The organism is Nocardia sp. NPDC060249, from assembly GCF_042728755.1.
Taxonomy (GTDB): domain Bacteria; phylum Actinomycetota; class Actinomycetes; order Mycobacteriales; family Mycobacteriaceae; genus Nocardia.
The window spans coordinates 264,213-283,334 of sequence record NZ_JBHXAQ010000003.1; the positions used below are offsets into that span (position 1 = coordinate 264,213).

Here is a 19,122-nt window from a genome sequence, read left to right on the forward strand (position 1 = left end):
CCTACCTCTCACAGAGCGCGTGGTCCACCAGTTCGTTGACCGCCCGCAGTTGCGCGAATCCCTTGCTCTGCGTGACGTTCTCACCGACAGCGAGAGCGGCCGACAGTGAGACCACGGCGCTTCGGCCACCGTCGTCGGTTACTCCGGCGTTGGTGAGGAATCCGGTCTGACCGCCGTTGTGCATCCAATACGTGCCGCCGCAGGACAGCGGCACGGCGAACAGGCCGAGGCCGTAGGCCGCACCGGGCCAGACCAGCTCGGTGACGCCGTCGACCGGCACCGTGGTGCGCATCTGGGCCAGCTCTTCGGGTCGTAGCAGTTTTCCGCCGAGCAGGCTTCGGTAGAAGGTGCCGACATCGGCGGTGGTGGAGAGGTAGCCGGCGGAGGCGTCGGCGTCGACCAGTTCGGTGACATCGATCAGCGGACCGTCGACCTCGAATTGCTGGTAGCCGTTCGCGTGGGGGGCGGGCAGTGTCGGCGCGTCGCCGGGCCAGCGGGTGTCACGCAGTCCGAGGGGTTCGAGGATCCGCGCGGAGATCTCGTCGTGCCAGGGCCGGTTTCCGACCTGCTCGATGATCAGGCCGAGCAGAACGTAGCCGACATTGGAATACGACCACCCCGCACCCGGTGCGAAATCGGGTGCGTGCCCCATGGCGGCCGCTACTGTGTCTCGCGGATCGCGCACCTGATAGCGGAGCCGGTAATAGTCCTCGGCAGTGGCCATTTCGGGTGGGCTTTCGTGAATACCGCTGGTGTGCTGAAGAAGGTGCCGAACGGTCACCCGCGTACCGTCGTTCCCGTTGCCGCGCACCATATCCGGCAGCCAGCGCTGGACCGTGTCATCCAGCGAGAGACGACGTTCGCCCACGAGCATGAGAACCACTGTGGCAACCAGGGTCTTGGTCAAGCTCCCTATCCGGAAGTACCCATCGGACGAAACCTCCTCCAGTGCACCAGTGTCCGAGTGACCCGCTACCGCAGTCCGATCGGTTCCGAGGCCCACGACCCTGGCCTGCACTCCCGCGGTTCCCAGCGCCGCGATCGCGTCGACGTCGCGTTGCAGAGTGTCCGCGCCGGGTTCGGCGTCACATCCGCTGACCGTCAAGGCCAGCGCGAGCACCGCGGCCACGATCGTGTATCGCATCGCTCCCCTTTCGAATCACTGGGAACCTATCGATGCCACACGCCCCTCGGCATCACGCTGCGGTACGGCGGCTGCCTCACCCCGGGGTATACCCACACCGTGCACGGGGAACTTCGTTAGCGAGGTTAACGGACACGCTCGACGCCTCGATCTACCCACGTCCCGAATGGAAGTCTGCACGGAAGGAACTTCACGGTGATAGCGAAGCGAGCGATAGCGGTTGTGGCAGTGGCAGTTCCAGCGACGTTCATGGCCCCGGCCGTCGGTTCCGCACAGCTGCCGATCTGTTCGGCCGAGATGTTGACCGCGACCACCCAGCACTCGGCGCCCTCGAGTCAGCAGAACACCCTGCGGATCGTGCTCACCAACACGTCCCAGCAGAGCTGCCTGGTCCAGGGCTACCCGGGCGTCGACCTGGCCGGGCCCGACCATCCGGCCTACGGGCCGAACTACTCGCTGCCACGCCGGGAAACCGGTTTCGCCCCCGTGACGGTCGCCCCCGGCGCGGCCGTGAGCAGCGAACTCACCTATCTCTCGGACGGACCCGAAGGCTGGACCCCCACCGCGATCGTGCTGACCCCACCCGATACCACCACCCAGTTGCGGGTGCCGTGGCCGCAGGTCGGCAGCGTCGCCCGCCAGGACGCCGCCACCCACGCGGGTACCTTCATCGGCCCACTGCGGCCGGCCTGATCGTGCGATCGTTGAACCACGTGCAGGAAGGAAAACCATGAATGTTCGGACCCGCCGATTCGGCTTCGCTGTGTTGCTGGGCGCCGTGCCCATGCTGACCGCCGCACCGAATGCGACCGCGGCAGTGACCGGAGTGAGTGTGGAGCAGCCTGCTGAGGGCCTGCGCACCGGCTGCTCGTACACGGTGACCGTCGGTGTCGACGCACCGGTTTCCGAAGCCGGGGAGGTGACCATCGGCATCAGCGGCGGTTCGGTCCCCGGGAACGGAAAACAGCTCGGGGTCGCCGTCTACCATCCGGAAAACGGCACCGCGACCTTCGATTGGACGCCCGAGTACACCGGTCGTCAGAACCTTGTCGCCCAGCAGTTCAAGCCCGGGCAATACACCTCGACGGACTACATCACGGTCGAGGTCGTAGGACGCGGTCTGAATACCGGAAGCTCCTGCCTGCCGCTTTTATAAACCGCCTACCAGGGCGACTTCGCCGAAATCCGACAACCCGCGCGATTAGGATCGCGACGGTGGGATTGGTGTTCGAGACCCGGCTATCGGACTCGCCGTGGGTGGAGTCGGTCTGGACCTGCCGGAGTGAGCAGGTCGCGGAGATGACGTCCGTGGCGAGCCAGACCTGGGGATTGGTGTTCTGGGAGCAGCAGGGTGTGCCGTCCGCGGCGGTCACCGGGCCGGAAGTCGCCACCAGCACCGCGCCCGTCCCCGAGGGGGCCGACTTCGTCGGCATCCAGTTCGCGGTCGGCACCTCGCTGCGCGCGGTAACCGCGACGACCCTGGTCGGCAGCGGGATCGTGCTGCCCGATGTGACCGCGCGGGGGTTCTGGCTGGACGGCGACCGATGGGAAACACCGCGCGTCGACGACGCGGAAGCGTTGGTCGAGCGGCTGGTCGGCCAGGGCGTCGTGATCCGCGATGCCCTGGTCGCCGACACCCTGCGTGGTCTGACGCCCGCGATCACCGAGCGCACGCTCGAGCGTCGCTTCCGGGCGGCGACGGGCCTCACCCAGGGCGCGGTCCGTCAGATCGAGCGGGCCCGGACCGCGGCGGTGCTGCTGAGCGCGGGCGAGGCGCCGGCCGATGTCATCGACAAGCTCGGCTATTACGACGAACCCCACCTCGCCCGCGCACTGCGCCGCTTCGTCGGACGGACGGCGGGGCAGCTGCGCGAGGGCGGCAGCGGTGCGATCGCGCTGGACCTCACTCAGCGCACTACGTCGTAGACCATCTTGGCGACGCCGTTGGAGTAGGTGGCCGAGTCACGCAGGCGCAGTTGCTGCTTGGGCCGGTCGGCCCGGCCGAACAGGCTCTTGCCCGCGCCGAGCAGCACCGGGAACACGAGCAGGTTGTATCGATCGATCAGGTCGGCGTCCGACAGTCGCTGTGCCAGTTCGGCGCTGCCGTGGATGTAGATCGGGCCGCCGTCGGTCTGCTTCAGCTTTTCGATGTCCGCGGTCGAGCGCAGGATGGTGATCTCGCCCCAGCCGTCGATCAGCGCGTCGTCGGTGAGCGTCGAGGAGACGACATATTTGGGCAGTTCCTTGTAGGCCGCGTGATCCTCGGAATCGCGCCAGATCGGGGCGAACGCCTCGTAGCTGCGGCGGCCGAACATCAGCGCGGTGGTGTCGGCGAGTTCCTCGCCCTTGAGCGAAAACGCCTCCGGCACGAACTCGGTCTCCATCACCCACCCGCCACTGCGATGGCCCTCGACCTTCCCACCCGGCGAGTCGACCACGCCGTCGAGCGACATGAATCCCGTGTACACCAGTTCGCGTGCCATCACAATCCTCCTGAATCCGAGCGTCGGAAACGACCTGTGATCAGCCTAGGGAACGCTCCCCCGCGCTGTCTTGGACGAAACCGACACGAGCGTTCGGAGCGACTGTCACGGCAGCAGTGTTCCTCAGCCGCGGTGGGCACACGAGCGACTCGGGCAGCGCCCGATCAGCGTTGGCGCCAGCTCAGGGGGCCGGGGAGGTCGACGCTGTTCTTGCGGGTGCGGGAGTTCCAGGACCAGGGGCCGATTTTGATGCCCCAGGACGACAGGCCCGACTGGGTGAAATTGAACTTCAGCGGTCCGAAGGATTTGCGCTGACGGAACTTGATGGGCATGAGCAGCCTCCCTGATCACCACCAGGATAACCGATCCGGTTACGCCCCACCTGTTTCCGCGGGGTCACCAGCCGCGCGGCCCGCGATCAGGTTGCCGGTGAAGCGGGCGATATCCGCAACCAGGGCCGGATGCGCTGACGGGTGCGGCATTTCGGTGGCTACGATGTCCGACACGGCGGCGAGGGTGTTGTCGATGATGCGGTCAGCGTCGGACAGTCCCCATGCTTCGCCCTCGGCGATCAGATGAGCTCGCGTGATGACTCGGTGGCGGTATTCGCGATCGACCGCGAGCGCCATCTCACCGTCATTGGGCTGATGCACCTGCGGGACGACGTCGTAGGCGGGGGCAAGGGTTATCGACCCGTCGAGGTGGTGCAGCAGAGAAACATTCTTCGCGTGCATGTCGAGGTTGCCGAGAGCGACGGACAACGTCGTCATCCGGAGCAGCTTTTCCATGGACGCCTGATCAGCGACAGCTGACAGAACACCGGCGATGCGGCTGGTACTGACTTTTCCGCCGAATATCTGATACTTCTGGTCCCCACCCGCGCCGAGTACCTGACTGAAGTCTTCTTGATGGATTCGCCCGGATGGAGATTGCGCGGACCGGTCGTACCGTTCGACGACAAGCGCGGGCGTGCCGTCGAATTCCCTGATCGCCGTGCCGAATTCCGCCAATCCCACCGCACGGGCGAAGCGCGCACCGTACTCCTCGTCATAGATGGCAGTCGGGTGGTCGCGGGCCTCCGGCTTGAGGATATGCGTCGACGGATAACCATCGATCACGCGATTCCAGCCACCGCCGGTGCGAGCGAGGACGATCTTGTCCTGCACGCCCGCCAAGGAGGTCTTGCCACCGAAAGGTTTGTTACCCAACGGATTATCCGCGACGTTGACCAGCATGTTCGCAACCTCGGTATCGGACAGCGGCTGCAGCGCAGGTTCTTTCGGCTCGCCGGGTGCTTCGGGGTCCCAGATCTGGAGTGCGCCCGCGATGTCGCGACCATATCGCCGCAGCAATCCGATCACGTCCCGCTCGGATACTCCTGCGTCCGCTGCCATTCGGGTCAGCATGCGTCCCTCCGGAAGGAGTTCGCGAAAGAAGTTCTGCCGCCTTCCTTTACGCGATCGAGTGGCAACAGCCGCCAGCGGGATGGACACGGACAGGATCGCGCTGTCGATCCCGAACTTGTCGACCGCGGCCGGATCCGCGACGAAGTCGAAGTTTTGCCAGGTCCCGGTGAGAGTTCCGATGCGCGTGTCGTACAACTCGATAACGAGGTCAGCCACGGTCGCCCTTCGGCTCGATGGTGGCGGTGAGCTCCATCCCCGTCTCGCGCATCATGGCGAACAGCCGATCCGTGTAGATCGAGGGTTTGCCCGCTTCGATCTCCCAGATGTAGCGCTGGGTGGTGCCGAGGCGCTGGGCGAGCTCACGCTGACTCAAACCGCTCAGTAACCGCGCCTGTTGCAGGATTCGGCCGAGCGATTCCGCACCTGTCACCTTGCCGGTATAGGCCACGACGCCTCCTTGACTACCTTTTAGACGTCAGGATACTCGACTACGTTATCGTAGTCACCTCATGCGACTACAAAAAGGTAGTCGCAATGACCTATGAACTGCCCTTATCCGAGCTCCTGCGACGAGCGAGGGCGAACATGGTGAGGGCGGCGGTGATCGCGAGGGCGATGGCGGGGGTCAGCAGGATCAGGGCGGTGGTGGGGTCGGTTCGGCCCGCGCCGCTGCGGTGGATCAGCAGGGCCGCGATCAGGGGGCCGGCCATGGCCAGGGCCGCGGCTGTCGACAGCAATCCACCGGTAATCCATTCGACGGGTCCGATCCTGGCAGTGGATGACAAACCCGCGAGCCTGGAATGTACCGACATGGCCTCCCCTTTCGTTGGTAGCTGAAAGGTACCGCGCCGACGGGAACAAACCGTGACCATGAGACCGGGCCGTCGCGGAACATGTCGCCAGCAAATGAATGGCGACCGCCGGATGCTTGGGCTATTCGGCCGCGCGTCGCTCGGATCGGGTGCGGGCCCGGTCGTGGGCCTCGCGCAGCAAATCGCGGACCGTCGCTTCGGTGGCAGTCGCCGGATTCACCACCGCGAGCCAGTTCGCGGCCGCGTAGAGGGGGTGAGCGACCACGGTGTCCGCGATGCTCGCGTCGGTCGGGGCGGCCGCGTCGGTGAAGGTCGTCTTGCTCACGGCGATGTTGACGCGGAAGCTGCCGGGTCGGTTCAGGTCGGATGTCTCGTCGCCGGAATAGTCCTTGGTCACGATGGTGGCGAAGGGCTGACCGGCGGGAACGACGCCGTCGGGGGCGTAGTAGAAGAAAGTGTCGCCCCAGCTGATCTCGGGAGCTTCACTTCCCTCGGTCGGTCGCAGCACCAGCACTCCGCCGAGGCCGGTCACGTAGTCGGTGATTTCCTCGATCGTCATGCTTCGAGCGTCTCATCCGACAGCGAACCGCTCCAACCCAGGTGAGCCTTCTCGTCAGCGAACGCCGACCAGTTCCCGCGCACCCAACGCGGCTACGGCGTCGCAGGCCGCCGACTCCGGGATCACCGTGTAGACCACCAGCAGCTGATCCTGGTCGCCGGGCAAAGCCAATGTCTCGTAACCGAATTCGATCCGGCCTGCCACCGGATGCTGGATCAGCCGGTCCCCGTGCGCAGTGCCCGCCGAGGTGTGGATCGACCAGATGCGGTGGAACACCGGGTTACCCGCGGTGAGTTCGTCGACGAGCGAGGTCAGCCGGCGATCGCGCGGGCAGCGGTCCACCTGTCGGCGGAGATAGGCGGCGGTCTCGGCGGCAACCGGTTCCCAGTCGGGATAGAAAACGCCGGCCGCGGGGTTCAGCACCGTGAAACGGGCCAGATTACGGTCGGATTCGGTGACCGCGCCGAAACCGAAGACCTTGTCGCCCATGTCGTTCCAGGCCAGTACCTCCATGTGGCGCCCGAGCACGAACGCGGGTGTCGTGATGGAGTCGAGCAACCGCCGGGTACCGGGGCGAACGGCCGGGGCGTAGGTGTAGTCGGGGTCGGCGGGACGGACCAGCGTGTAGAAATGGTCGCGCTCGGCCGCGTCGAGCCGCAGGGCGCGGGCAACGGAGTCGAGCACCGAATCGGGGAAGTCCTCCTCGCGCCCCCGTTCCAGCCGGGTGTAGTAGTCCACACTCATGCCGGCCAGCTGCGCCACTTCCTCGCGACGCAATCCGACCATTCTTCGGCGACCGTATTCGCTCAGTCCGACGGCGGCGGGCTGGATGCGGGCGCGCCGGGTACGAAGGAACTCGCCGAGAGCGGGTGACGACATGGCAGCCAGCGTAGAAGGTAGCGGCGGGTACGCGTGCATCGCATCGTGCGAAGGAATTTGTTCGGTCGGTTAACGAGGTGTGTCGGGGCGGCGAAATACCCGGTACAACAAGTCGTAGGGAGGACGTCCATGTTGATCCGATCCGCACTCACCGTCGCGTCCGGGGCCGCGCTGGCCGCCGGTTTCCTGGCCGTGGGACCGGCCGCCGCCCAGTCGGGACTCGGTGACTACACGCCGGTCGACCCGGTCGAGTACCAGGTTCCCGAACCCGAATACACGGGCAGCGTCTTCTTCACGACCCCCGACGGACGGCACTGCGCCATCTACTGGAACAACGGCCCGGCCGGGTGTGACGCGGTCCCGATCGACGCGCCCACCGGCACCGACCAGCTCCGGGTCGGGATCCTCGAAGCGGCGCACTTCGTCGATGCCGACAGCCCGATCTTCACCCACCCGGCCGCGAAGGTGCTCCCCGAAGGTCACCGGATCACGCGGGAGAACACCACCTGCGGCGTCGGCTACCAGGGAACGGTGAGCTGCGAGGTCGGCGCGCACGGCTTCACCCTGTCAGCCACCTACAGCGTGCTGCGCTGACGCGTCCGCAACAGCTCGATCACCGCGGTGATGCTCTGCGCGCCGTGTCCCGCGGTGACCGCACGGTCCAACAGCTCGTGCATCGGGGCGTGCCAGGACAGGTCGACGCCCGCTTCGGCGCCGAGCCGCACCTCGTCGGCGACGGCGGTGTGGAACAGCTCGACCGACGAGCCGAGCCGGGTGTAGTCCCTGTCGTCGATCTCGCCCGCCAGCACCGGGAGCAGCGACTCGATCATCTGCAGCCACTTCACCGAATAGGGCACCATCGTCGCCGCGGGCAGTCCGCGCGAGGCCAAAACCGCCGCGCCCTCGAGGAAGCCGAGTAGCGCGGGCAGCAGGGTCGCACCGACGGCGGATTCGTAGAGCGCGGCCAGATCCGGTTCGGCACCGAGGAATTCGAGATCGCCGCCGAGTACGCGCAGGGTGTCCGCGTGCGTGTCGAACACGGCGCGGTCACCACCGAAGTACAGCAGCGTATGCGGATCGCCCACGGCCGCAGGCACATTCTTGATCGCGCCGCCGAGGTAACGCGCGCCCTTGCAGTGCGCGAAGTGCGCGAATTCCCTTGCTCGGTCGGGTGTTCCGCTGTTCAGAGTGATGAGGTCGCGACCCGCCAGCGCGTCGACGCCGAGCAGACTCTCGCGCGTGGCGGCGAAGGTGGTGAGGCAGGAGATGATCACCGGGCTGGCGGCGACGGCATCGGCGATGTCGAGGTGCGCGGTCGCGCCCGCGTCCACCAGCGGTGTCGTGCGTTCGTGGCTGCGGTTCCAGACCTGGGTGCGGTAGCCCGCGGCGAGGAAGGCGGCGGCCAGCGCGCTGCCCATCGCTCCGGTGCCGAGCACCGTCACCGATTCCTTGATCATTTCCACTCCTGCCCACGAGGCCATCGGACGACCCCCTGCACCGAGTGTCGATTCGGGTCCGCACGCGGACAAGTACGCACTTTCGCCATCCCTTGCGCACCGGCAGGTAAGCAACCAGGTCGCGGGTTACCAGGCGTGACGGCGCTGTGCCAGGTGTCACCGAAGCGGAACCTGGCCCCGGATTTATGAACGTTGCCAATGCGGAGCCGAGGATGCCTGTCACTCGTGCGGCACAGTCGTAGAGTCTGAGTATGTCGGAGTCCGAGATGACCGAATTGGTGCAGCGCAGTGTCGAGGAAGCGCTGCTCGGTGGGCAACGCCGCTATACGCGCACGCAGGTGGCCGAGCAGTCGGGCGTACCGGAGTCGGAGTCACGGCGGCTGTGGACGGCGCTGGGGTTTCCGGCCAATGAGGACGACCAGGTCGACTTCACCCAGATCGACATCACGGCGGTCACCAACTTCCGGAGCATGAAAGTTGTTGCCGCGTCCGATATCCGGCAGCAGGCCGCGGCCGCGCGCACGATCGGTCAGGGTATGGCGCGGCTGGCGGAGTGGCAGGCCGACCTGGTGCTGGCCGAGATCAAGGCGCGCGCCGCCGCGGCCGATCCCGCGATCCCGCTGGCGGAACGAGTAGGTGCCGCAACGGAATCCACCATGGCGAGCATCGACCAGTTGCAGTCGTATGTGTGGCGCAGGCACCTGGCAGCCGCGGTCGCCAGGTCGAGCGAGGCGCAGGGCGAAGGTTCGACGCGGACGCTGGCGGTGGGATTCGCCGACATGGTCGGCTTCACCCGGCTCACCCGGCACTTGCATCCCGACGAATTGTCCACACTCCTGGAAGCTTTCGAGTCGACCACCACCTCGGCGATCACCGACAACGGCGGCTGGGTGATCAAGAACGTCGGCGACGAGGTGATGTTCGCCGCCGAGACCGCGCCCGCCGCCGCCCGCATCGCGCTGGCCATCCAGGAGTCGACCATGCTCGTCGGCGGCACGCCGGAACTGCGCGTGGCGTTCGCCTACGGAGAGGTACTGCAACGCTTCGGCGACCTCTACGGCTCGGTGGTCAACATCGCCGCCCGCCTCACCGGCGTCGCCCGACCGGGCAACATCCTCATCGACGACGCCGCGGCCTCGGCCCTCGACGACAACCCCGCGTTCGCCATCCGGCACCTGCGCAGTGTCCGCGTTCGCGGTTTCAACCGCCTGCGCCCCCATCGCCTGCGGCAGGCATGATCGCGACGTGCGGAATTCCGCTGCGGCGGCCCGCTGACCAGCCGTCGAGCGGAGTCCGCACACCGTTGCCTAGGGTGTTGTAGTGGACTTGGATTGGCGCAGTGTGCGCGAGGAGTACACCGTGTTCGCCGATGACGCGGTGCTCGCGTTGAACAAACCGTCGGGGATCTCGGTGACCGGGGAGCGCCACGACACCGACCTGGTGGAGTTGGCGCAGGCGGCGGGGACGCAGTTGTACCCGGTGCACCGGATCGACAAGGTGACCTCGGGACTGGTGCTGCTGGCTACCGATCTGGCCGCGCACGGACCGTTGACCAGGCAGTTCAACAATCAGACGGCCCGCAAGGCGTATCTGGCGATCGTGTCGGGCGCGGACCTGCCCGATCACGGCGAGATCGACCTGCCGTTGAGTGTGGGGCGCAAGAATCGGGTGCGGATCGCGGCGCCACGGGAGGCGATCACCCGCGCGGGCGACCGGTGGTTCGTCGACGAGGCGGATCTGCTGCCCGCGAAGAACTATCCGTCGCGCACCGTGTTCAGCACAGTCGCCCGGCGCGGCGATCACGCCCTGCTCGCCCTCCGGCCGGTGACCGGACGTCGCCATCAGATTCGCGTGCAGCTGGCCTGGATCGGCCACCCGATTCTGGGCGACCCGCTGTTCGACCGCACCGCCGCGCTGCCCCGCACTCACCTGCACTCCTGGAAACTCGGCCTCGCCGCCGACTGGCTGACCCCACCGATCCTCGACCTCGAGGCCACTCCCGGCCCCGACTTCTGGGAGCCGATCACGCGCGACCCCGACGACGCCGCGCGACTACTCGACACCGCGCGCCAGCTCACCGGCGACTGACCGCGATCCGGCGGCCACCGGTGCTATTGCACGAGTCGCCAGTCGCTGTCACCGGCGTTGCGCGCGGTCACCTCGATCGTCGCCGACTCGCCCTGCTCGTCGAGCGCTGTACAGGTGAAGGTACTGCCGACCTCGACGATCTTCAGCCCTTGCCCGCAGTCCACCGTCACCGGAAAGCCCACCTGGCTCGCGACATCGGTGCTGAGTCCGCTCGCGGTCGCGGCGAGGTCGAACACGATGTCGCGAGTCGTGAACTTCACCGCGCCCTCGTCGTCTTCGACGGTCACATCGACGCGCACGTCGTTGCCGCCGAGGTCGGCGATACAGACGAAGGTGTCGCCTGCCTTCGGATCATCGGCCAGTCGTGGACATTTGACCGAGGACACCTTGCGCGACATCGACGCGTAGGCGTTGTCCAGCTCCGTGGTGATGTTCTTCTCCAGCGCCTCGTAATCCGGGCCGCCGATCGAGATCGACGCGTTGCACCCGAAGAGAGCGAGGGTGAACGGAATCGACAAGGCACTCAGGACAACCCGCTTACGGGAATGACGCACAGCATCAGCGTTGGACACATAGACAAAGTTACGCAACATCGGGCCGCGAACCTACAAGAATGTTCTCTCGGGTTTCCGCCAGCACATCGGCGCGCGCCGCACGCCGGAACAGCCGGATCCGCGGGCGTGAAAGGTGACACAGACCACTGAACAGGTTTTCGTCCGTGGTACGGCTCATGAAGACGAATAAACGCAGGTCATCTAGCCTTGAGAGGTGCCGATGAGTCATACCGGCGCACTCTGACGCAACGGAGCGATCCCAGAGAAGAAAGCGACTGCCGATGATCCTGGCGGCTCAGCTCAGCGATACCCACTTCGACCTCAGCGCGCGCAACACCGAACGGGTGGAGGCGGTGATGGGCTACCTGGCGGACCTGCCACGCAGGCCCGACGTCATCCTCGTGACCGGCGACATCACCGATTCCGGGACACCGGAGCAGTACGCGCAGGCACGCCTTGCCCTGCGAGCGGACATCCCCGTGTACCTGCTGCCCGGTAACCACGACGACCGCGCGAACTTCCGCACCGCACTGCTGGGCGAGCCCGCCTCGACCACTCCCGTCAACAGCGTCCACCGCGTCGGCGCGCTCACTGTCATCATGCTCGACTCGAGCATCCCCGGTGAACCCGCAGGCCTGCTGGGCGAGGACACCTTCGACTGGCTGCGCGCCACGCTCGCCGAGGCCCCGGACGGACCGATCCTGGTGGCCCTGCACCATCCGCCCAAGCACGTGTTCAGTCCCGTGGTCGATGTCATCGCGCTCGCCGATCCCGGCCGGCTGGCCGCCGTGGTGGCGGGCGATCCACGCATCGTCGGCATTCTCACCGGCCACGCCCACTCCCCCATCGCGACGGTTTTCGCGGGCAAACCGATGATCACCGGTCCCAGTACCGCTTCCGTGCTCGGCGGCGAATGGGAAGTGACGCCACCGCACCGCGTCATGGACTACGCACCCGACCCGGCTATCGCTCTGCACGTCATCGACGAGAACTTCGGCCTGACAACACATTTCCGCACCGTCGCGATGGGCGGCTGGCTGTCCGAGCCGCCACCCGCCTGATCGCGCGACTAGCCCGCGGCCGCCCGCAGCAACGCCATCGTCCGGATGACGACCGGGTTGTACGACTCGGAGTCCTTGATGTGCGCGCAGATCGTGCGGCGCGGTGTCGGGTTGGTGAGCTCCAGCGCGCGCGAGCCGGGCGGCAGGTCCGTGGCGCCGAGACGGGGGACGACAGTGATGCCGACACCGCGCGCCACGAATCGCAGGGCGGACGGGTAGTCGGTGGTCTCCACCACGAACCGAGGCGTGAAACCCGCTGCGGCGCAGGCGTTCAGCATCGCCTGCCTGCACGGTCCGTGGCTGGTGTCGTTGTCGATCCAGCGGTATCGCTCGAGTTCGGCGACGTCGACGGTGGTGCGTGCCGCGAGTTCGTGGTCGGCGGGGACCACGGCCACGTAGGGCTCGGTCATCAGGTCGCGGTGGGTGTAGCCGGAGATCTGGGCCGGTTTGCCCAAGCGCACCGTGAGGGCGATGTCGGGACGGTTGCCCGACACCGCGGCCAGTTCGTCGACGATGCGCAGGCGAACCCTGGTGTCGGGGAACTCGTGGGCGAGGGTGGCGACCACGTCGGGCATCCAGTTGGTGCCGGCCGAGCTGAACGAGTTGATCGTGATCCGGGTGGCCTTGCCCGCGCGCAGGTCCGACACCGTCGACCCGAGCGCGGTCAGCTCGTCGAGCACCTTGGCCGCCTCCCCGGCGATCACCCGTCCCGCCGGGGTCGGCACCACGCCGCGACCGACCCGCTCCAGCAGCTGCAAGCCGGTCTCCCGCTGGAGTGCGGTCAGGTGCTGGGAGATCGCCGACGGCGAGTAACCGAGCGTCGCGGCCGCCGCGGCCACCGAACCGGTCGCGACCACGGATCGGAAGATCATCAAGCGGTGCGTGTCGATCATGCGAACTCCTCGATTCAGTTCTACTGAATAGTAGATGGCGAATACCCGCTTGTACTTACCTCTCCACGGGTCCACCGTAGAGGCATGAAGTCACGCCTGCCCGCTCTCGCCCTGGTCGCCGTGATGCTCGCCTGGGCATCGTCGTTCGTGATCATCCGCGGCATCGCGCCCTACGTCTCGCCCGCGGCGATGGCATCCGGGCGGCTGCTCGTCGGCGCTGCGGTGCTGGTGCCGGTGCTGGCGTTGCGCGGCGGCCGGATGCCGCGCGGTATGGCGCTGTGGCTCACGATGGCTTACGGCGCCCTGTGGTTCGGGCTCTACACAGTGCTGGTGAACGCCGCCGAACAGCATCTCGACGCGGGCACCACCGCGCTCCTGGTGAACATCGCGCCCATCGTGGTCGCGGTACTGGCCGGGTTGTTCCTGAACGAAGGCTTCCCGCCGCTGCTGGTCGTCGGCATCGCGGTCAGCTTCACCGGCGCCGCGATCATCGCGTTCACCGGACCGGGACAGCGCGACCGCGTCGGCGTGCTGCTCGCGGTGGCGGCCGCCCTGCTCTACGGCATCAGCGTGGTGGCGCAAAAGCTCGTATTGCGGTCCACCGACCCGCTGACCGCGACCGCCCTCGGCGCGGTCGCGGGCGCCGTCGTACTGCTGCCGTGGGCACCGACGATGGCACACGAACTGGCCGAAGCTCCGCTCTCCGCCGCCATCGGCGTCGGATACCTGGGCCTGGTCTCGACCGCCCTCGCCTTCCTGCTGTGGGCCTACGCCCTGGCCCACACCCCCGCGGGGATAACCGCGTCGTCGAGCTACGCCGTGCCCGCCCTCGCCATCGTCATGTCCTGGATCTTCCTCACCGAGGTCCCGACTCCCACCGCACTCCTGGGCGGCACCCTCTGCCTGGCCGGTGTCGCGATCGCCCGCTTGCGGCCGAGCATGTTCCATCGACGCCCCCAGTCCGCCTCCGTGCACCGAGACGACGTCGCCCCGGCGCTTCGGTAGCCGACACGCCTGCGGGCATCCCCACACAACCTCCACATCAGCCCCACCCCCGCACACCCGGCCCCCTGGCAGACTGGACACGTGAGAGACAAGCCCGCGGGTCTGCCCAGCGGTCCCCTGCGCCCGATCGAACTGGCGAGCGGTGCGGTGATGGCCGGGCTCACCGTCGGCCTCATCACCGTCGGCTCACTCGTTCCCATGGCGGCCGCGTTGCAGCTCGTCGCAGCGGTGCCGTTGGGCCTGCTCGCCCAGCGGTACCGGTTACGAGCACTGGTCACCGCCACTGTCGCGGCAACGCTGGTCACCTTCGTGGCCGCCGGGGTGATGCCCGCGCTCGGCGTGATGGGCGCGGCCACCTTGGCGGGAATCATCGGGACGGTGAAGCGCCGGGGTGGCGGATTCCCCGCGGTGTTCACGCTCGGGATCGTCGCCGGGGTGGGCTGGGGTCTGTTCTCCGTCGGCAGTCTGCTGCTCTTCTCCCGAACCAGAGACCTGTTCTTCGACGCGATCCGCAATACCGCGAAGGGCATCGAGAATCTGGCGGGCCGGTTGCCCGCGCTGGAGCCGCTCGGCCGGATGGCCGCCGAGACGGTCGAGGTGGTGCTGCGCTGGTGGTGGATCTATGTCGGCAGCACGGTGGCGCTCGGCGTGCTGGTCAGCACGGTGATCTCCTGGTTCGTGCTCGGGGCCGTCCTCGACCGGCTCGCGTGGCTGCCGGGCAGCGATCGACTCGACGCGCCGCTCGACGATCGGCCGGTCGGACCGCTGCCGGTAGCCCTGCACGGGGTCGGCTATCGGTACGAGGGCACCGATGCCGACGCGCTGGCCGACATCGACCTCACCATTCGTCCGGGCGAGTTCGTCGCCGTCGTCGGCCACAACGGATCCGGGAAGTCGACCCTGACCCGGGTACTGGCGGGCAGGCCGCCGACAACGGGTGCGGTGGACCGTCCGGGTTCGGCAGGCTTGGGCGCGCTCGGCGGGACAGCCCTGGTCCTGCAGCGACCCGAGAGCCAGACTCTCGGCGTCTCGGTCGCCGACGATGTGGTGTGGGGGCTGTCGGCGGACTCGGCCGCCGAGGTCGACGTCGACGCGCTCCTCGCCGAGGTCGGCCTCGCCGACATGGGCGCCCGCGAAACCGCCACCCTCTCCGGCGGCCAGCAACAGCGCCTCGCCGTGGCGGCCGCGCTCGCCCGGCGCCCGGCGCTGCTCATCGCCGACGAAGCCACCTCGATGATCGACCCCGACGGCCGTCGCGAGCTCGTCGCCCTGCTGGCCGAACTCCCGCGCAGGCACGGCACCGCCGTGGTCCTGGTGACCCACCACGAAGCCGACGCGACCGCCGCCGACCGGGTGATCCACCTCGCGGGCGGCCGCATGGTCGATCACCTCGCGAGCTGGCCCCACCCGGCCCGCGATCAGCGCCGCAGGCCGATGGGCGCCCCTGTCCTCGAACTCGCCGACGTGCGACACACCTACAACCGCGGCACGCCGTGGGAAGCGCCGGCTCTGCACGGGGTGGACCTGTCGGTCCACAAGGGCGAGGCGCTGCTGATCGTCGGCGGCAACGGATCGGGCAAATCGACGCTCGCCTGGATCATCGCGGGCCTGATCGCGCCGAGCTCGGGACGCTGCGAACTGCGCGGTACCGCGGTCGACAAGCAGGTCGGCGGGGTGGCGCTGGCCTTCCAGCATTCCCGGCTGCAACTACAGAAGCAGACGGTCGGCGCGGAGATCGCCGATTGGGGTGGGCGAGCCACCGGATCCGGCGCGGTCGGGCAAGCGCTCGACGCGGTCGGGCTCGACCGCCGCCTCGCCGCCCGTTCGGTGGAAGAACTCAGTGGCGGACAGGCCAAGCGGGTGGTCCTCGCCGCGATGGTGGCGAGCCGGCCGCAGGTGGTCGTGCTCGACGAACCGCTGGCGGGCCTGGATCCGCAGGGTCGCGCCGAGATCGTGGAACTGCTCGCCCGGCTGCGGGATTCGGGGCTGACGTTGATCATCATCTCCCACGATGTCGCCGAGATGGCGATGGTCTGCGACCGCACGGTGCACCTCGACGACGGCGTGGTGGTCGCGGCCGACGGCCACGCGATCCCGAGAACCGAACGCGCACTCGACAAGCCGTCCTTCGTGGCCGGCTTGCCCCTCGGCCGTCGCGGCGACGAGGGCGCGACGGCACACACCAGCGCACCGAAAGGCACGACCCCATGAGCACAGTGCTGCTGCGTGAAGTACCGGTCGACAGTGTCGTGCACCGCCTGTGGGCAGGCACGAAGATGATCGCCGCGTTCCTGATCAGCCTGCTGCTGATGTTCCTGCCGTCCTGGCCGGTGCTCGGCGTGATCACGGCTTTCCTGGTACTGATCTGGGTGCTCGCGCGGCTGCCGGTCGGCGCGATCCCCCGGCTGCCGTGGTGGTTCTGGGGACTCGTCGTGCTCGGCGGCCTGATCAACGCGCCGATCGGGATGAAGGCCGTGCTCGGCTACACGCAGATCTTCGTCTTCGGAATGGTCCTGGTGGCCGCCTCGTTCCTGATCGCGTTCACCACGCCGATGGGCGAGATCGCCCCCGCTCTCGCGAAACTCGGTGCGCCGCTGCGTAAGTTGCGACTGCCGGTCGACGAATGGGCCGTGGTCGTGGCGCTCACCCTGCGCGGATTGCCGCTGCTGTTCGACGAGATCAGGGTGCTGCGCGCCGCACGCAAACTGCGCCCCAAGGACAACCTGATGCACCGCGCCGCCGACAACCCGCTCATCGACATCCTCACCGCGTGCATGGCGGTATCGTCGCGGCGCGCGGGCGAACTGGGCGAGGCGATCACCGCGCGAGGCGGCACCGGCATGCTGACAGCGCATCCGAGCGCGCCGCACCGGCGCGACGTCATCGCCCTCGGAGCGGTCGTCGCGGTCTGCGCGGGCGCCGTGGTGCTGAGCAACATTCTCAGCTGAAAGCAATACCCCGAATTCACTGCCCCGAAACCCTGGCGCACGCTATGGTTCGTCACGGAAATCGAGCTAGGCAGCTTCACGCGCCGGTCACGAAACTTTCTCGGGGGAAGTCCTCGCCACGGCGCTTGTTCGGGCACTCACTCCTGATGAAGTCCAGAGGGGAAATGTTCACATGATCATCCGCACAATCGCCGCGGCTGCTGTTCCGGCGCTCGCCGCCGCGCTGGTGGGAATCGGAGTTGCCGGAGCCGACCCGGTGACGCCGAATGTCGAGTACCGCACCGAGGTCGTCGGCAACACTCTCGTCACCACCCTCACGCACGGCACCTTCGCCGTCACCGGCGGCAGGGTCGACATCCGCGACGAAGCGGGCGCCACCCTGGTGTCGATGCCGCTCTCCGTCCGCGACGGCAAGTTCGAGTACCCGCTGCCGCACGCGGTGCGCGACGAAGGCCACGTCCTCGAGCTGACCGCGGTGAAGGACGTCGCCGCGGCGAAGCCCAACCTCACGCCGGTCGCCTCGCCCGCCGAAAACTATGCGGCACAGGCCAATTTCGCGTCGACCTTCGGCCTGGCCACCGCCGTCGGCAGCTTTGTCGGCATGGGCATCGGCGCGGTGATCGGTCTGATCGTGGGCGGTGTTCTCATCCCCGGCGTCGGCGCGATTCCCGGCTTCGTCACCGGCGCCTCCGTCGGCGGCATCATCGGCACCCTCGTTGTCGGTGGACCGGCCCTGGTCGTCGCGGGCATGGATCTGATCAACACCCTCCAGGCGCCCGCAGGCACCACGCAGTGGGCACAGCAGACCAAATAGTCTGCGCCACAGTTCGATTCCACTGTCGCACCGACGCCTACACTGGCGTCGGTGCGACAAGGAAACGGACTCGACATTCCCGATGACCTCGGCGATCTGTGCGCGCCCGACCGGATGGCGCTGATCGTCTACGACATGCAGGTCGGGGTTCTCGGCCAGCTGCCCGACGGCCAGGAGATCACCGAGCGCGTCGTGCGGGTGGTCGAAGCCGCCCGGCGCGGCGGCTATCCGGTGATCTTCCTCCGGCACTTCTTCCCGCCGCGGCGACTGACCGGCGTGTACGGGATGCGGCTACTGATGAGCTGGCAGAACGCCGAATCCGTCGACGACGTGGCCTTCATTCTGCAACGCGATACGCCCTCGTTCGAGCTGGTACCCGAACTGGTGCCGCGTGACGACGAGTTGGTCTTCGACAAGATGTCGATGTCGGCCTTCGAGGGCACACCCCTCGCTACTCTGCTGCGCGATCTGCGGATCGGCTCCTACGCCATCGCCGGTGTCGCACTCGAGATCGGGATCGCGCCCACCGTCACCCACTCCACCGATCTGGGTTTCGTGCCCGTGGTGATCGGTGACGCCTGCGGCGGTCGCGACAAGGAAGCGATGGCGCGCGCCTACGACGACTTCGCGTTCCAGGGCAATGCGCTGGTCACCGATGTCGACACGATCTCCGGCCTGATGACCGGGAACTGAGACCAACCGGCGAACTTTCAGCAGCAGTGGGTTTTCGGCCGCCTCGGATCCGAGGGGCGAGACGGAACGCCGGAGGCGCAGTATCGCCCCTCGGATTCGAGGCAATCGGGGCCGAAAACCCCCGCGGCGCCCGCCGCCAATAATTCAGTCGCGGATGGCGTTCTTGGCGGCGTCCTGGGCGGAGTCGACCTGGCCGCTGAACTTGCCGCCGGTCTTCTCGTCGACCACGTCACCGGCCTTGTCGATGACACTGTCGACCTTGTCCGCATGCTGGGCGGCCAGGTCCATCGCCTTGCCCGCCAGGTTCTTGAAATCCACCGCGCACT

Annotated in this window: 24 protein-coding genes; 12 read left to right on the forward strand and 12 right to left on the reverse strand. The window is 67.5% G+C overall.

The window, feature by feature from the left end; genetic code table 11:
- Position 1: 1 nt before the first annotated feature.
- On the reverse strand, positions 2-1,144 hold the full coding sequence (locus ACFWFP_RS14940; RefSeq protein ID WP_379295321.1) for a serine hydrolase domain-containing protein: 1,143 nt from the start codon (positions 1,142-1,144) through the stop codon (positions 2-4).
- Positions 1,145-1,372: 228 nt separating this feature from the next.
- On the opposite strand from ACFWFP_RS14940, the gene ACFWFP_RS14945 reads away from it, so the two are divergent.
- The 3 genes from ACFWFP_RS14945 (at position 1,373) to ACFWFP_RS14955 (ending at position 3,070) form a co-directional block, all read left to right on the forward strand.
- Complete coding sequence (locus ACFWFP_RS14945; protein ID WP_379295323.1) at positions 1,373-1,837, forward strand: DUF4232 domain-containing protein; 465 nt, start codon at positions 1,373-1,375, stop codon at positions 1,835-1,837.
- Between the two features lie 91 nt (positions 1,838-1,928).
- Positions 1,929-2,300: a hypothetical protein gene (locus tag ACFWFP_RS14950; RefSeq protein ID WP_379295325.1), complete on the forward strand. Its 372-nt coding sequence runs from the start codon at positions 1,929-1,931 to the stop codon at positions 2,298-2,300.
- Positions 2,301-2,359: 59 nt separating this feature from the next.
- Positions 2,360-3,070: a helix-turn-helix domain-containing protein gene (locus tag ACFWFP_RS14955; RefSeq protein ID WP_379295327.1), complete on the forward strand. Its 711-nt coding sequence runs from the start codon at positions 2,360-2,362 to the stop codon at positions 3,068-3,070.
- On the opposite strand, the gene ACFWFP_RS14960 is transcribed toward ACFWFP_RS14955, so the two are convergent.
- The 7 genes from ACFWFP_RS14960 to ACFWFP_RS14990 form a co-directional block, all read right to left on the reverse strand.
- Positions 3,052-3,627, reverse strand: coding sequence for a dihydrofolate reductase family protein (locus ACFWFP_RS14960; protein WP_379295329.1), 576 nt, complete (start codon positions 3,625-3,627; stop codon positions 3,052-3,054). The genes ACFWFP_RS14955 and ACFWFP_RS14960 overlap by 19 nt on opposite strands.
- 164 nt (positions 3,628-3,791) lie before the next feature.
- Positions 3,792-3,959: a DUF4236 domain-containing protein gene (locus ACFWFP_RS14965; protein ID WP_084472559.1), complete on the reverse strand. Its 168-nt coding sequence runs from the start codon at positions 3,957-3,959 to the stop codon at positions 3,792-3,794.
- A 39-nt stretch (positions 3,960-3,998) separates the two neighbouring features.
- A complete protein-coding gene (locus ACFWFP_RS14970; RefSeq protein ID WP_379295331.1) occupies positions 3,999-5,249 on the reverse strand; it encodes a type II toxin-antitoxin system HipA family toxin in 1,251 nt (416 codons plus the stop codon).
- Entirely contained in the window at positions 5,242-5,481 is a 240-nt protein-coding gene (locus ACFWFP_RS14975) for a helix-turn-helix domain-containing protein (RefSeq protein WP_379295333.1), read from the reverse strand. Before ACFWFP_RS14975 ends, ACFWFP_RS14970 begins: the two co-directional genes overlap by 8 nt.
- A 91-nt stretch (positions 5,482-5,572) precedes the next feature.
- Positions 5,573-5,845, reverse strand: a complete 273-nt coding sequence (locus ACFWFP_RS14980; protein WP_379295335.1) for a hypothetical protein — start codon at positions 5,843-5,845, stop codon at positions 5,573-5,575.
- Positions 5,846-5,966: 121 nt separating this feature from the next.
- Positions 5,967-6,404, reverse strand: a complete 438-nt coding sequence (locus ACFWFP_RS14985; RefSeq protein ID WP_379295337.1) for a DUF6194 family protein — start codon at positions 6,402-6,404, stop codon at positions 5,967-5,969.
- A gap of 54 nt (positions 6,405-6,458) precedes the next feature.
- Positions 6,459-7,283, reverse strand: coding sequence for a helix-turn-helix transcriptional regulator (locus tag ACFWFP_RS14990; protein ID WP_379295339.1), 825 nt, complete (start codon positions 7,281-7,283; stop codon positions 6,459-6,461).
- Between the two features lie 129 nt (positions 7,284-7,412).
- On the opposite strand from ACFWFP_RS14990, the gene ACFWFP_RS14995 reads away from it, so the two are divergent.
- Positions 7,413-7,877: a hypothetical protein gene (locus ACFWFP_RS14995; RefSeq protein ID WP_379295341.1), complete on the forward strand. Its 465-nt coding sequence runs from the start codon at positions 7,413-7,415 to the stop codon at positions 7,875-7,877.
- Here the strand turns inward: ACFWFP_RS14995 and ACFWFP_RS15000 are convergent.
- Positions 7,859-8,740 (reverse strand): NAD(P)-dependent oxidoreductase, encoded by an 882-nt coding sequence (locus ACFWFP_RS15000; protein WP_379295343.1) that lies wholly within the window; start codon positions 8,738-8,740, stop codon positions 7,859-7,861. The two genes, ACFWFP_RS14995 and ACFWFP_RS15000, sit on opposite strands and share 19 nt — an antisense overlap.
- A 251-nt stretch (positions 8,741-8,991) precedes the next feature.
- Here ACFWFP_RS15000 and ACFWFP_RS15005 point away from each other — a divergent pair, with 251 nt between their 5' ends.
- Both ACFWFP_RS15005 and ACFWFP_RS15010 read left to right on the forward strand, forming a co-directional pair.
- Entirely contained in the window at positions 8,992-9,978 is a 987-nt protein-coding gene (locus ACFWFP_RS15005; protein ID WP_379295345.1) for an adenylate/guanylate cyclase domain-containing protein, read from the forward strand.
- Positions 9,979-10,060: 82 nt separating this feature from the next.
- Positions 10,061-10,828: an RluA family pseudouridine synthase gene (locus ACFWFP_RS15010; RefSeq protein ID WP_379295347.1), complete on the forward strand. Its 768-nt coding sequence runs from the start codon at positions 10,061-10,063 to the stop codon at positions 10,826-10,828.
- Between the two features lie 23 nt (positions 10,829-10,851).
- Here the strand turns inward: ACFWFP_RS15010 and ACFWFP_RS15015 are convergent, their stop codons facing one another.
- Positions 10,852-11,400, reverse strand: a complete 549-nt coding sequence (locus ACFWFP_RS15015) for a DUF4333 domain-containing protein (protein ID WP_379295349.1) — start codon at positions 11,398-11,400, stop codon at positions 10,852-10,854.
- Between the two features lie 263 nt (positions 11,401-11,663).
- On the opposite strand from ACFWFP_RS15015, the gene ACFWFP_RS15020 reads away from it, so the two are divergent.
- Complete coding sequence (locus ACFWFP_RS15020) at positions 11,664-12,443, forward strand: phosphodiesterase (protein WP_379295351.1); 780 nt, start codon at positions 11,664-11,666, stop codon at positions 12,441-12,443.
- A gap of 8 nt (positions 12,444-12,451) precedes the next feature.
- On the opposite strand, the gene ACFWFP_RS15025 is transcribed toward ACFWFP_RS15020, so the two are convergent.
- The gene (locus ACFWFP_RS15025) at positions 12,452-13,336 is read right to left on the reverse strand and encodes a LysR family transcriptional regulator (protein ID WP_379295353.1); all 885 of its coding nucleotides are present in this window, start codon (positions 13,334-13,336) and stop codon (positions 12,452-12,454) included.
- Positions 13,337-13,420: 84 nt separating this feature from the next.
- On the opposite strand from ACFWFP_RS15025, the gene ACFWFP_RS15030 reads away from it, so the two are divergent.
- From ACFWFP_RS15030 to ACFWFP_RS15050, 5 genes are all read left to right on the forward strand, one after another.
- The gene (locus tag ACFWFP_RS15030) at positions 13,421-14,341 is read left to right on the forward strand and encodes a DMT family transporter (RefSeq protein ID WP_379295355.1); all 921 of its coding nucleotides are present in this window, start codon (positions 13,421-13,423) and stop codon (positions 14,339-14,341) included.
- 81 nt (positions 14,342-14,422) lie between these two features.
- Complete coding sequence (locus ACFWFP_RS15035) at positions 14,423-16,552, forward strand: ABC transporter ATP-binding protein (protein WP_379295357.1); 2,130 nt, start codon at positions 14,423-14,425, stop codon at positions 16,550-16,552.
- Positions 16,549-17,289, forward strand: a complete 741-nt coding sequence (locus ACFWFP_RS15040; RefSeq protein WP_379295359.1) for an energy-coupling factor transporter transmembrane component T family protein — start codon at positions 16,549-16,551, stop codon at positions 17,287-17,289. Before ACFWFP_RS15035 ends, ACFWFP_RS15040 begins: the two co-directional genes overlap by 4 nt.
- Before the next feature lie 172 nt (positions 17,290-17,461).
- Complete coding sequence (locus ACFWFP_RS15045) at positions 17,462-18,103, forward strand: ammonium transporter (RefSeq protein WP_379295361.1); 642 nt, start codon at positions 17,462-17,464, stop codon at positions 18,101-18,103.
- Positions 18,104-18,154: 51 nt separating this feature from the next.
- Entirely contained in the window at positions 18,155-18,796 is a 642-nt protein-coding gene (locus tag ACFWFP_RS15050) for a cysteine hydrolase family protein (RefSeq protein ID WP_379295363.1), read from the forward strand.
- A 144-nt stretch (positions 18,797-18,940) separates the two neighbouring features.
- On the opposite strand, the gene ACFWFP_RS15055 is transcribed toward ACFWFP_RS15050, so the two are convergent.
- Positions 18,941-19,114, reverse strand: a complete 174-nt coding sequence (locus ACFWFP_RS15055; protein ID WP_379295365.1) for an antitoxin — start codon at positions 19,112-19,114, stop codon at positions 18,941-18,943.
- Between the last annotated feature and the right edge of the window lie 8 nt (positions 19,115-19,122).